At 73.5% G+C, this 14,372-nt stretch carries 2 protein-coding genes (1 of these 2 cut by a window edge); both read left to right on the forward strand.

Annotation, left to right across the window (positions count from 1 at the left end; translation table 11 throughout):
- Entirely contained in the window at window positions 1-5,337 is a 5,337-nt protein-coding gene (locus D187_RS27665; RefSeq protein WP_002628883.1) for a non-ribosomal peptide synthetase, read from the forward strand.
- Window positions 5,330-14,372, forward strand: the 5' portion of a protein-coding gene (locus D187_RS27670) for a hybrid non-ribosomal peptide synthetase/type I polyketide synthase (protein ID WP_002628882.1). The gene runs 2,354 nt beyond the window's last position; only the first 9,043 of its 11,397 coding nucleotides appear in the window; it begins with the start codon at window positions 5,330-5,332; its stop codon lies off the right edge, out of view. The genes D187_RS27665 and D187_RS27670 overlap by 8 nt, the downstream gene beginning before the upstream one ends.

Raw genomic sequence — 14,372 nt, forward strand, 5'->3', positions numbered from 1 at the left:
ATGCGTCTACCGTCGCGCGACGCCCCCGCGTTCGCCACCGCCGTGTCCGAAGTGCCCTCGTGGGTGGATGTGCTCCGGGAGCGGGCTCGCGCTCAACCCGAAGCGCGTGTCTTCACCTTCCTCGATGAGGAGGGTGAAACCCCTATCACCTATAGTGAATTGGATGAGGGCGCTCGCGCCGTTGCCGCGATGCTCCAGCGCCACCTCGCCCCGGGAGACCGCGCGCTGCTCCTGTATCCGCCGGGCCGGGACTACGTGCTGGGGTTTCTCGGCTGTCTCTACGCGGGCGTCATCGCCGTCCCCGCCTATCCGCCAGACCCCACCCGCCTGGGGCGCACCCTGCCTCGGCTCCAGGCCCTCGTGGCCGATTGCCGGCCCGCCGCCGCCCTCACCACCTCGCCCCTGCTGGACATGGTGGAATTCCTCACCAGCGAGGCCCCGGACCTGCGCGCGCTGCGCTGGCTCGCCACGGATGCCCTGGCCCCCGGTACCTCCGACGCCTGGTCCGCCCCCCGGCTGTCCTCCTCGGACCTGGCCTTCCTGCAATACACCTCCGGCTCCACCGGCACGCCCAAGGGCGTGATGCTCAGCCACGCCCATCTGCTGCACAACTCGGCGCTCATCTCGCTCGGGTTCGATGCGCCCCCAAATCCCGTGGGCGTCATCTGGCTGCCGCCCTACCACGACATGGGGCTCATCGGCGGCATCCTCCAGCCCCTCTACCGCGACATCCCCACCGTCCTGATGTCGCCGCTCTTCTTCCTCCAGCGCCCCCTGCGCTGGTTGGAGGCCGTCTCCCGCCACGGCGGCACCGTCAGCGGTGGCCCCAACTTCGCCTATGAGCTGTGCGTGCGGAAGAGCACCCCCGAGGAGCGCGCCGCGCTGGACTTGAGCCGCTGGTCGGTCGCCTTCTGCGGCGCCGAGCCCATCCGTCAGGAGACGCTCGAGCGCTTCGCCGAGGCGTTCGCCCCCGCGGGCTTCCGGCGCGAGGCCTTCTATCCCTGCTACGGGCTCGCCGAGGGCACGTTGATCGTCAGCGGTGGACGGCGCGCCGAGCCCCCCGTGCTCCGCCACTTCGAGCGCGAGGCCCTGCTGCGCGGTGAGGCCCGGGCCGCCGCCTCCGAGGGCGTGGCGATGATCGGCTGCGGCCAGTCCCTGGGCGACCAGGAGGTGCGCATCGTCGATCCCCAGACGCTCGCGCCCTGTGCTCCCGGCCGCGTGGGGGAGATCTGGGTCCGCGGCCCCAGCGTGGCCCAGGGCTACTGGGAGCGGCCCGAGGAGACCGGACGCACCTTCCACGCCCGGCTCGCGGGCTCGGGCGAGGGGCCCTATCTGCGCACCGGAGACCTCGGCGTGCTCGAAGGGGGCGAGCTGTTCGTCACCGGCCGCCAGAAGGATCTCCTCATCATCCGGGGCCGCAATCACTATCCGCAGGACCTCGAGCTCACCGTCGAGCGGTGCGACCCAGGTCTGCGCCCCGGCTGCGGCGCGGCGTTCTCCGTGACCGTCGACGGCGAGGAGCGCGTCGTGGCCGTCCACGAGTTCTCCCACCGCTCCGGCGATGCGGCGGAGCGCTCGCGCGAGGTCATCGCCCGCATCCGCCAGTCCGTGGCCGAACAGCATGAGCTCGCCGTGCACGCCGTGGTGCTCCTCACTCCGGGAAGTCTCCCGAAGACGTCGAGCGGCAAGGTCCAGCGCCACGCCAGCCGCGCCGCGTTCCTCGAGGGCTCCCTGGAAGTCCTCGGCTCCTGGCGCGAGGACACCTCGTCCTCCAGTGGGCAGGGGACGGCGCCGGCGGAGGCTCCCGTTCCTCCTCCGGGCTCGTCGCCCGAGGCCCTGCTGCCGTGGCTCTCCGCGCGCTTGTCCCGGGCGCTCGGCATCGCTCCGGGAGAGCTGTCGCTGGACGAGCCCCTCACCCGGTACGGGCTCGACTCCCTGCGCTCCCTGGAGGTGCAGAACGGTCTGGAGTCCGCCCTGGGGGTCGCGCTTCCCGTCACCTTCCTGCTCCAGGGCCCGAGCACTCGGGAGCTGGCCGCGCGCCTCTCCGAGCGTTCCGCGCCCGCCTCCGAGGTTTCGGCCACCCCGGTGGACCCGGCCGCGCCCGCGCCCCTCTCCGACGGCCAGCGCGCCCTGTGGTTCCTCCAGCGCATGGCCCCCGACAGCACCGCGTACCACGTGGTGCGCGCGGTGCGGATTGTCTCCCCCCTCGATGTCCCCGCGCTGGAGCGGGCCTTCCAGACGCTCGTGGCGCGGCATGCCTCGTTGCGCGCCGTGTTCCCCGAGGAGCAGGGCGCTCCCGTGCAGCGCTTCGTGACGTGGCCGGGCTCCGTGCTCCACGTGGAAGACGCCTCCGGTTGGAGCGAGGCCACGCTGGAGGCCCGGCTCGACGCCGAGGCCCGCGAGCCCTTCGACCTCGCCCAGGGTCCGTTGATGCGCGTCCTGCTGTTCACCCGGGGCGCGGACTCGCACGTGCTGCTGCTCGCGATGCACCACCTCGTCACCGACTTCTGGTCTCTCGCGGTGATGCTGGAGGAGCTGGGCGCGCTCTACTCGGCGGAGACCGGGGGCGTACCCGCTGTCTTGCCCGTGGGTGCGCCCGAGCCTGTCGCGGCGATCCAATCCCTCGCGGCGCGGCTCGCGGGCCCGAGGGGCGAGGCCCTGCGCGCTTTCTGGGGCTCGCGTCTCGGTGGAGAGCTGCCCGCCCTGGCGCTGCCCCTGGATCACCCCCGGCCCCGGCTCCAGTCCTTCCGAGGTGATTCGCTCCCGTTCCACGTGGGCCCGGAGACCACCGCGCGCGTGAAGGCACTCGCGCGGGAGCACGGCGCCACGCCGTACATGGTGCTGCTCGCGGCCTTCTTCGCCTTCCTGCGCCGCTACACCGGCCAGGAGGACGTCCTCGTGGGATCGCCCACCGCCGGCCGCGCCCGTCCGGAGCTGGCCCGGCTCGTGGGCTACCTCGTCAATCCCGTGGCCCTGCGCGCCTCGCTCCCGCCGGGGCTCTCCTTCGCGCAACTCATCTCCCAGGTGCGCACCACCGTACTGGAGGCGATCGAGCACCAGGAGTGGCCCTTCGCCCGGCTCGTCGAGCAGCTCCAGCCCACGCGTGAGCCGGGGCGCTCGCCCCTCTTCCAGGCGATGTTCGTCCTCCAGCGCGGCCACCTTCCCGGAGACCCGGGGCCGCTGTCCGCCTTCGCGCTCGGCGAGGCCGGCGCGCGCATGCGCCTGGGGCCCCTGACGCTTGAGTCCCTGCCGGTCTCGACTCGTGGCGCGGCGTTCGACCTCACCCTGATGATGGCCGAGACGGGCGAGGGACTGGGCGGCTCGTGGGAGTACTGCACGGACCTCTTCGAGCCCTCCACGGCCGCGCGCATGGCCCGGCACTTCGTGTCGCTGCTCGCGAGTCTGGTGGAGTCCCCCGAGCGCCCGGTGGAGGCGGCGGAGCTGCTGGACGCGGAGGAGCGCGCCCGGGTGTTGGGCTCCTGGAGCGAGGGGCCCCGGGTGGACGTGGCCGAGGGCCACCTCGCGGGGTTGTTGATGGAGCGGGCGCGGCGCTCGCCCGGCCAGGAGGCGCTGGTGTGCGGCGCCGAGCGGCTGGACTACCGCGAGCTGGAGGCGCGGGCCCGGCGGCTCGGCCACCGGCTGCGGCGCGAGGGCGTGGGCCCCGAGGTGCGCGTGGGCGTGCTGCTGGAGCGGGGCGTGGACGTGGGCGTGGCCTTCTGGGGCGTGCAGCTCGCGGGCGGCGTGTACGTGCCGCTGGACGCGATGCAGCCCCGTGAGCGGCTGGAGTGGATGGTGGAGGACTCGCGGCCCCTCGTGGTGGTGACGCGCGCGGGCCTGGGCGAGCGCTGCCGGGTGCCCCCGAGCGTTCGCGTGCTGCGGCTGGACGAGCCCGGAGACGACGCGGCGGGCCCGCTGGAGAGCTCGGCCGGTGCCGAGCATGCCGCGTATGTCATCTACACCTCCGGCAGCACCGGCAGGCCCAAGGGCGTCGAGCTGACACACCGGGGCGCGCTCCACCTGGCCCACACCCAGTGGCGCGTCTTCGGGCTCGCCGAGGGCAGCCGCGTGCTCCAGTTCGCGCCGCTCGGCTTCGATGCGTCCATCTCCGAGTTCCTCATGACGGTGGCCGCGGGCGCGGCGCTGATCTTCCCCGCCGCGGGCGAGCTGCTCGTGGGGGAGGGGCTCAAGCGCACGTTGGTGGAGGGGAGGGTGGACACGGCCACGCTGCCTCCCTCCGTGCTCGCGCTGCTGCCCCCCGAGGGCCTCGAGACGCTGCGCACTGTCATCTCCGCGGGAGAAGCGTGCCCGCCGGAGTTGGTGGCACGCTGGGCTCCGGGCCGGCGCTTCCTCAATGCCTATGGGCCCACCGAGGTGACGGTGTGCGCCTCGTGGGCTGAGTGCCGCGCGGACGAGGCGCGTCCTCCTCCCATCGGCGGGCCGCTGGGCAATACCCAGGTGTACGTGCTGGACGCGGCCCTGCGGCCCGTGCCCCCCGGTGTGGCCGGTGAGCTGTACGTGGGCGGCCCGGGCGTGGCGCGTGGCTACCTCGGCCGGCCGGAGCTGACCGCCGAGCGCTTCGTTCCCCATCCCTTCGCCCGCGAGCCCGGCGCGCGCCTGTACCGCACCGGCGACGTGGTGCGCTGGCGGGTGGACGGCGCGCTGGAGTACCTCGGCCGCGCGGATGCCCAGGTGAAGCTGCGCGGCATGCGCGTGGAGCCCGGTGAAATCGAGACCGCGCTCCTGGAGGTGCTCGGGGCCCAGCGGGCGCTCGTGCGTCCCTGGAAGGGCGCGGACGGGGAGACCCGGCTCGTGGCGTACCTCGTCCCCGGAGCCTCCCCGCTCCCCGAGGGCCGCGAGGTGCGGGAGCGGCTGCGCTCGCGCCTCCCCGAGCACATGCTCCCCGCCGCCTTCGTTCCCCTGGAGGCCCTGCCGCTCACGCCCCATGGCAAGGTGGACACGCGCGCCCTCCCGCCTCCCCAGCCCCCGGGCCGCTCCGCCTCCTTCGTCGCGCCGCGCACTCCGCTGGAGGTGTCCATCGCCCGGGCGTGGAGCCAGGCGCTCGGCCATGAGGGCGTGGGCCTGTACGAGCACTTCTTCGATGACCTCGGCGGCAGCTCGCTCACCGTGGTGCGCGCCCGGGCCCTGCTTCGCGAGGAGCTGAAGCAGGACGTGCCCATCACCCACTTCTTCGAACACCCCACCGTCCACGCGCTCGCCCGGCGCCTGGACTCGTCATCTCCACCCCCGTCCGACTCCACCCCCCACCAGGATCGCGCCGAGGCCCGCCGTCAGGCCCTCCAGCGCCGCAACCCGAGAGGTAATCGAGGCAATGGCTGATCAGCAGTCGATGGATGAGGGGAGCGGCAACGACATCGCGATCATCGGCATGGCGGGGCGCTTCCCCGGTGCCTCGGACGTGCACGCCTTCTGGAGCAACCTGCGCCAGGGCGTCGAGTCCATCTCCCGCTTCCGCGAGGACGAGCTGGAGTCCTCGCCGCTCGTTCCGGACGCGCTGCGCTCGCACCCGGACTTCGTGCGCGCCGGCGGTGTGCTCGAGGGCGCCGATCTCTTCGACGCCGGTTTCTTCGACATCGCCCCGCGCGAGGCGATGTGGATGGATCCCCAACAGCGCGTCTTCCTGGAGTGCGCCTGGGCCGCGCTCGAGGACGCCGCGTACGAGCCTGGCCGCTTCCCGGGGAAGATCTCCCTCTACGCCGGCGTGGGCCAGTCCAACCACGTGCTGTCCCTGCTCGGACAGGTGCGCAAGGAGCCCGCGGCTCTCTTCGAGGCGCTCGGCACCACCACCGCCGAGAACGCCACCACCAAGGTCTCCTTCAAGCTCAAGCTGCGCGGCGAGAGCATGGCGCTCTACACCGCCTGCTCCACTGGCCTCGTCTCCGTCCACATGGCCTGCCAGAGCCTGCTGATGCGTCAGTCCGACATCGCCCTGGCCGGCGCCGTGCGCGTCTCCCTTCCCCAGCGCACCGGCTACCTCTTCCAGGAAGGGATGATCTTCTCCCCCGACGGCCACTGCCGCGCCTTCGACGCGCGTGCGCAGGGCACCATCAGCGGCAACGGCGTGGGCGTCGTCGTGCTCAAGCCGCTCGCGGACGCGCTGCGCGATGGGGACCACGTCTACGCCGTCATCAAGGGCTCGGCCATCAACAACGATGGTCACCTCAAGGTCGGCTACACCGCCCCCAGCGTCGAGGGCCAGTCCGACGTCATCTCCGAGGCGCTCGCCTACGCCGGCGCCAGCGCGGGCGACATCGACTACGTGGAGGCCCACGGCACCGGCACGCCGCTCGGGGATCCGATAGAAGTCGCCGCGCTCACCCGCGCCTTCCGCCGCGACACGGACGCCCAGCGCTTCTGCGCGCTCGGCTCGGTGAAGACGAACATCGGGCACCTGGACACCGCCGCGGGCATCGCCGGCCTGCTCAAGGCCACGCTCGCGCTCCACCACGAGGAGCTCCCGCCCAGCCTCCACTTCGAGCGTCCGAACCCCGCCATCGACTTCGAGGCGAGCCCCTTCTTCGTCCTCACCGGCCGCCAGGACTGGAAGCGCGGCGAGCGGCCCCGGCTCGCGGGCGTCAGCTCCTTCGGCATCGGCGGCACCAACGCCCACGCCATCCTCGGCGAGGCCCCGCCCGTGGCCCGCCGGCCGAGCACCCGCTCGCGTCAGCTCGTCACGCTCTCGGCCCGCACGCCCTCCGCCCTGGAGGCGATGACGCGTGAGCTGGCCACGCACCTGGAGGCCCACCCTGGCGTGGACCTCGCGGACCTGGCCTTCACCCGCGCCGTGGGCCGCAAGGCCTTCGAGCACCGGCGGGCCCTCGTCGTGGAGGACGTGGCCGCGCTCGCCGCCCGGTTGAAGGCGCCCCCCGCCGCCCGAAGCCTCTCCCACCTGGAGGCCGCCCGCGAGCAGCGCGTGGTCTTCCTGTTCCCCGGCCAGGGCGCGCAGTCCGTGGGCATGGCGCGCGAGCTGTATGACTCCGAGCCCCTCTTCCGGGAGCACGCCGACGCGTGCCTCGTGCCGCTGGCGTCCCTGTTGGGCCGGGATCTCCGCTCGCTCCTGTACCCGGCGCCCGGACAGGAGGCCCCGGCGCGCGAGGCCCTCGCGGATCCCCGCTACGCCGTGCCCGCGCTCTTCACCGTGGAGTACGCGCTGGCCCGCCTCTGGATGCACTGGGGCCTCGAGCCCCATGCCCTGTTCGGACACAGCCTGGGCGAGTACGCCGCCGCCTGCCTCGCGGGCGTGTTGTCCCTGGAGGACGCGCTGAAGCTCGTGGTGGCGCGCGGCCGGTTGATGGCCTCCATGCCCCCGGGCGCCATGACCGCCGTGGCCTGCTCGGAGGAAGCGGTGCGTCCGCTCCTGGTGGGTGGGCTCTCCCTGGCCGCCCTCAATGGCGAGTCCCGCTGCGTGGTGTCCGGCCCCGTCGAGGAGATCTCGGCCCTGGAGCAGGAGCTCGCGCGCCAGAAGGTGAGCACGATGCGCCTGTCCACGCGTCAGGCCTTCCACTCGGCCGCCGTGGAGCCGCTCATGGCTCCGCTCCAGGAGGTGCTCGCGGGCCTGCGCTTGTCCCCGCCCCAGCGCCCCTACGTGTCCAGCCTCACCGGGACGTGGATCCGCGCCGAGGAGGCCACGGATCCCTCCTACTGGGCCCGGCAGATGCGCGAGCCCGTGCGCTTCGCCGAGGGCCTCGAGACCCTGCTGCGCGAGGGGTACTCCCTCTTCGTGGAGGTGGGCCCGGATCAGGCCCTCACCGGGCTCTCCCGCACGCGCCTGCGCGGCCAGTCCGGTGCCCTCGCCGTGCCGTCACTGCCTCGCGCGGGGGGCTCCGCGTCCGAGCTGGCCACCGTCCTGGAGGCGCTCGGTGAGCTGTGGAGCGCTGGCCTGGAGGTGCGCTGGGACCGCTTCTACGCGCACGAGCAGCGCCTGCGCTTGTCCCTGCCCACCTATCCCTTCGAGCGGCAGCGCTTCGCCCTGGAGTCCCGGTGGTTGGAGCCCGATGCGCCTCGGCCAGCCGCGCCCGCGACCGCTCCGGCCCTTCTCGCGCCCGCTCTTGTCGTCCCGGCCGCCGCTCCCGCCGCCGCGTCCGCGCAGGGCCCTCGCAACGACATCGAGCGTCAGGTGATGGAGATCTGGCGCGAGCGGCTCGGCATCGCGGACCTGGGCCTGCATGACAACTTCCTGGAGCTGGGCGGCAACTCGCTGATGGCCGCGCAGATGCTCACGCGCCTGCGCGAGACCTTCCCGGTGCAGCTCCCGCTGAGCGACTTGTTCGAGGCCCCCACGGTGGCGGGTGTCGCCGCGCGCATCGAGGCGCGCTTGAAGGAGCAGGGGCCCGGCGAGGATCGCGTCCCGGTGCCGCCGCTCGTCTCCGTTCCGCGCGAGGGCGTGTTGCCGCTGTCCTTCGTCCAGGAGCGCGTGTGTGCCCTGGATCGCTTCGTGCCTGGCAACCCGGTGCTCAACATGCCCGTGGCCCTGCGGCTCACGGGCCCACTCGACGTGGCCGTGCTGGAGCGGAGCCTCGCCGAGGTCATCCGCCGTCACGAGGCCCTGCGCACCACCTACGCCACCGTGGACGGACGCGCCGTGCTCCGCGTCCTTCCCTCGCTGTCGCTGCCCCTCGCCACCACCGTGCTGGAAGGCACCCCGGAGGCGCGCGAGGCCGAGGCGCTGCGGCTCGCTCGCGAGGAGGCGGCCCGGCCCTTCTCCCTGGAGCAGGGCCCCATCATCCGCGCGGGCCTCGTGCGCATCGACACGGACGTCCACCTGCTGCTCGCCACCGTACACCACGTCGTCTCGGACACCCTGTCCATGGTGGTGCTCGTGCGCGAGCTGGCGGCGCTCTACGGGGCCTTCGTCCAGGGCCAGCCCTCGCCGCTTCCGCCCCTGTCCGTGCAGTACGTGGACTACGCCGCCTGGCAGCGCCGCGCCCTGGCCTCGGGTGCCTTCGCCACCCAGCACGCCTACTGGACCGAGCGCATGGCGCGGCCTCCCGCTCCGCTCGCGCTCCCCGTGGATCGTCCGCGAGACTCCGTCCGCCAGCTCCTCGGCACCCGCCGCGTGTTCGGCTTCTCCCGCCGCCTCACCGACGCCGTCCACGCGCTCGGCCAGCGCGAGGGCTTCACCGACTTCATGATCCTCCTGGCCGCCTTCAAGGCGCTGCTGGCCCGCTACGCGGGGCAGGAGGACATCGTCGTGGGCACGCCCATCGGCAACCGCACCCGGGGCGAGCTGGAGCCGCTCATCGGCTACGTGGCCCACGCCGTCCCCCTGCGCACGGACCTCTCGGGTGACCCCTCCTTCCTGGAGTTGCTCTCCCGCGTGCGCGACACCACGCTCGGTGCCTACGCCCACCCGGACATCCCCTACGAGCACCTCGTACGCGAGCTGGAGCCCGCCAAGGATCCGGAGCGTGCCCGCCTGTTCGACGCGCTCTTCGTCCTCCACGCCGGCTTCCCCTCGAGCATGGAACTCTCCGGCCTGCGGCTGAAGCTCGTGGACGTGCCGGACGTGCCCGCCCAGTTCGGCGCCACGCTCTCCCACCTCTCCATCTTCATGGGCGAGGGCGAGCACGGCTTCGAGGGCAGTCTCGAATACGCCGCCGAGCTGTTCGAGCCGCCCACCATCGAGCGGCTGCTCGGCCACCTCGAGGCGCTCCTCGACGCCGCCGTGGCCGACCCGCACCAGCGGCTCTCCGCGCTGCCCCTGCTCACCGACGCCGAGCGCCGTCCGGCCTCCACTCCGCTCCCGGCTCCCGAGGCGACGCCCCTGCCGGCCCTGCTCGCGCACCAGGCCTCGCTCGCTCCCGAGTCGCTCGCCGTCCTCGCCGGTGTCCGGAGCTTCACCTGGCGCGAGCTGCGCGAGCAGTCCCTGCGACTCTCCCGGCTGCTCGTCCAGCGGGGCGTGGGTCCGGGGCGGCTCGTCGCCGTGTGCCTGGAGCCCTCGCCCGAGCGGCTCGTGGCGCTCTGGTCCGTGATGGAGGCCGGTGGGGCCTGGGTCCTCCTGCCTCCCGCGCGGCTTCGCGAGCTGGCCTCGCTCTCGCCCGAGGGCGTGGCGCCTCCGTTGCTGCTCACGCACTCGCGGCTCCAGACGAGCCTGGCGCTCGACGCCTCCCGGGTGCTGCGCGTGGATGAGCTGCCCGAGGTGGACGCTGCTTCCCTGGAGTCGCTCCCCCAGGCCACTCCGGATGCCGGGGCCATGGTGTGCCTCGAGCCCCTGGCCCATGCCTCCGGGGCTCCGCTCCAGGGCATCCACACGCACCGCACCGTGGCGCACCTGCTCCACGCGCTCGATGAGGCGCAGGGCTCGGCTCCCGGAGGCGCGTGGCTCTGGTCCGAGGAGCCCGGCGTGCACGGGAGCGGCCTGGAGGTGCTCTGGGCCCTGAGCCGGGGCCTGCGGGTCGTCCTGCCCCCCGAGTTCCCTCACGCGCGCTTCGTGCCGGTGGGGCGGGGGGCCTCGTCCCGCCGCGCGCTGGACTTCAGCCTCTCGTACTTCGCCAACGACGAGGACGGGCTCGGCCGGCGCAAGTACCAGCTCCTGCTGGACGGTGCCCGCTTCGCCGACACGCATGGGTTCTCGGCCATCTGGACGCCCGAGCGCCACTTCCACGCCTTCGGCGGCCTCTACCCGAGTCCCGCCATCACCGGCGCGGGCATCGCCACCGTCACCGAGCGCATCGGCATCCGCGCCGGCAGCGTCGTCCTCCCCCTGCACGACCCCATCCAGGTCGCCGAGGAGTGGGCGATGATCGACAACCTCTCCGGAGGCCGCGCGGGCGTGTCGTTCGCCTCGGGGTGGCACGCGAACGACTTCGTCTTCGCTCCCGACAACTACGCGCGCCGCAAGGAGATCATGCTGCGCGGCATCGAGGCGGTGCGCCACCTGTGGCGGGGCGGCTCGGTGCGCCGCCGCAACGGCGATGGCCAGGAGGTGGAGATCTCCATCCGGCCCCGCCCCGTGCAGGTCGAGCTGCCCTTCTGGCTGACGGCCGCGGGCAGCCCCGACACCTTCCGGCTCGCGGGAGAGATGGGTGCCCACGTGCTCACCAACCTGATGGGCCAGCAGCTCGACTCGCTCGCGGAGAAGGTGGCGCTCTACCGCGAGGCGTGGCGGCAGCACGGGCATGGTCCCAGCCGGGGCCACGTGAGCCTGATGATCCATACCTTCGTGGGCTCGGACGTGGCCGAGGTGCGCCGCACCGTGCGCGAGCCCCTGCTGCGCTACTTCCGCGGCTCGGTGGACATCTTCAGTGGCTTCGCCGCGAGCCAGGGTTTGAAGGTGGATCCGCGCGCGCTGACGCCCGGGGACATGGACGCGCTGCTGGAGCACGGGCTCGAGCGCTACCTGGAGGACGGCGGCCTGTTCGGCACGCCCGAGTCCTGCCTCCCGATGATCGACCGGGTGCGGAAGCTGGACGTGGACGAGCTGGCGTGCCTCGTGGACTTCGGCGCGGGCACCGAGGCGACACTGGGCAGCCTGCCGCACCTGGATGCCTTGCGGCGGCGCTCCCAGCCCGAGGACACCGGCCCGGCCACCGTCGTGCTGCACGAGAGCGGCGCGGAGATGGAGGCCCTGCTGGCGCTCGTGCGCGACGCGGGGGTCACCCACCTGCATTGCACGCCCGCGTTGGCCCGCGCGCTCGTCGCGATGCCCGGAGTGGCCGAGGCGCTCCGTCCGGTGCGCCGGCTGCTCGTCGACGGGGTGGCTCCCGAGCTGGCCGCCTCGCTCGCGCGCGCGGCTGGGGTGGAGGTGGTGCGCCGTGAGCACGCGTTCGGGCCCGGCACCTGGCTGCCCGTGCGTCCCGAGGCGCGTCCGGAGCCCTCCATCCTTCCGCCCCCTCCGGCGCATGTACGGCTCCAGGTGCTCGACTCGCGCGGCCAGCCCGTTCCCGTGGGCGTGGCCGGAGCGCTGGCCGTGGGCGGCGGTTGGGTGCCCCAGGGTTTCTGGATGGCCCCGGAGTCCGCGCGTGACCGGCTCGTGCCCCATCCGTCCGAGGTGGGCGCGCGGTTGCTCACCACCGGGCAGCGCGCCCGCCTGCGCGCCGACGGCTCCGTGGAGCTGCTCGAGGCGAAGCCCACGACGGCGCCTCGCCCGGCACCCGCCCGGTCTCCGGCTCCCGCCCCCCGCGCCGAGGGTCCTCCCCCCATCACCCGCGTGCCGAGGGATCGGCCCCTGCCGCTCAGCTTCGCCCAGCAGCGGCTGTGGTACCTGGATCAGCTCGAGCCCGGGAACGTGGCCTACAACAACGCGTCCGCCATCCGCTTGAGCGGGAACCTGGACGTCTCCGCGCTGGAGCGGGCCCTCGCCGAGGTGGTGCGCCGCCACGAGGCGCTGCGGACCACCTTCTCCCTGGAGGACTCCGGCCCCGTCCAGCACATCGCCGACTCACTGAACGTGCCCCTGGAGCGCACGGTGCTGGAGGACTCCGGCGAGCGTGAAGCGGAGATCGCCCGGTGGGCCCGGGAGGAGGCCCGGCGGCCCTTCGAGCTGTCCACGGGGCCGCTGCTGCGCACGGCGCTGCTGCGCGTGCACGACACGGAGCACGTGCTGCTCGTCACCCCGCACCACATCGTCTCCGATGGCTGGTCCGCGGGAGTGATGATGAAGGAGCTGGCCGTGCTGTACGCCTCCTTCGTCACGGGGGCCGCGGCGCCGCTGCCCGAGTTGCCCGTGCAGTACGCGGACTACGCCGCGTGGCAGCGCCAGTGGATGCGTGGCCCCGCCCTGGACGCGGGCGTGTCCTGGTGGAAGGAGGCGCTGGCCGACGTGCCGATGCTGAGCCTGCCCACGGACCGTCCCCGGCCGGCGGTGCAGACGTACCGGGGCGCGCAGCACCGCTTCACCGTTTCCCGGAGCCTCGCCGATGCGCTGGGGGCGCTCGCCCGGCGCGAGGGCGCCACGCCCTTCATGGTGCTCATGGCCACCTATCAGGTGCTCCTGTCGCGCTACAGCGGGCAGGAGGACTTCGCGGTGGGTACCGCCGTGGCGGGCCGCGATCGGCCCGAGCTGGAGCCCCTCGTCGGCTGCTTCATCAACTCGGTGGCCCTGCGCGCCGGGCTCTCCGGGGAGCCGACGTTCCTGGAGTTGCTGGGTCGCGTGCGCACCACCGCTCTGGGGGCCTTCGCCCACCAGGACACGCCCTTCGAGAAGCTCGTGGACGCGCTGCACGTCACACGGGATCTCGGCCACACGCCCATCTTCCAGACGATGCTGGTGCTGCACAACACGCCCATGCCCACCGTGAAGCTCGCGGGGCTCACCCTGAGCGGCATGGACCTGCACGTGGGCGCCGCCAAGCTGGATCTCGCCCTGGAGCTGCGCGAGGGCCCCGAGGGACTGTGGGCCGGGCTCGAGTACAACACCGACCTCTTCGACGCGGACACCATCGCCCGCATGGGCGAGCACTTCGTCCACCTGCTGGAGGAACTCACCCGGGCTCCCGGGCAGCGGCTCTCCGCGCTGTCGCTGCTGTCCGCCGCCGAGCGCCAGCGGCTGCTCACGGAGTGGAATCCGCCGCCCCCGCACTCGGACGCCACCACCGTGCTGGCGCTGTTCGAGGCCCAGGCCGCTCGGACTCCCGACGCGCCCGCCGTGGCCGATGCCACCGTGGTGCTGTCGTACCGGGAGCTGTGCACGCGCGCCCGCCGCATCGCGCACCGGTTGCGCCGTCAGGGCGTGGGCCCCGAGTCCATCGTGGCGCTCGGGCTGGAGCGCCCCCTGGACGTGGTGTCCGCCATCCTGGGCACGCTCGCGGCGGGCGGCGCCTGGCTGCCGTTGGATCTCTCCAGCCCCTCGGAGCGGCTGAAGCTCGTGCTCGACGAGGCGGGAGCGCGCGTGGTGCTCACCCGCGCCGCCCTGGGGAGCCGGTTCGCGGACAAGGAGGGCCGGGTGGTGGTCGCCCTGGAGGACGCGGCCTCCGAGCCGGCGACGTCCCCGGGCACGCCCCCCGAGCCGCACCACGCCGCCTATGTCCTCTTCACCTCGGGCTCCACGGGCGTGCCCAAGGGCGTGGTGGTGGAGCACCGCCAGCTCGTGCACGCCACACGCGCCCGGGCCGAGGTGTACGGAGCGCCGGGGGTCTGCGTCTCGCTGTCTCCGTTCACCTTCGACGCCTCGCTCGCCGGGCTGTTCTGGACGCTGCTCCACGGCGGCACGCTGTGCTTCCCCGAGGCCGGGGTCATGGAGGATCCCCGCGGCCTGGTGGAGTCGCTCGCGCGGCACGGCGTCACGCACCTGATTGGCGTGCCCGCGCTCTACGGGCAGCTCCTGGCGGCGGCTCCGGCGGGGGCCCTCTCGCGCCTGCGCGCCGTCACCGTGGGCGGCGAGGTGTGCCCGCGTGAGCTCGTGCGCGCCCACCACG

The organism is Cystobacter fuscus DSM 2262 (assembly GCF_000335475.2).
In the GTDB taxonomy this organism is placed as follows: domain Bacteria; phylum Myxococcota; class Myxococcia; order Myxococcales; family Myxococcaceae; genus Cystobacter; species Cystobacter fuscus.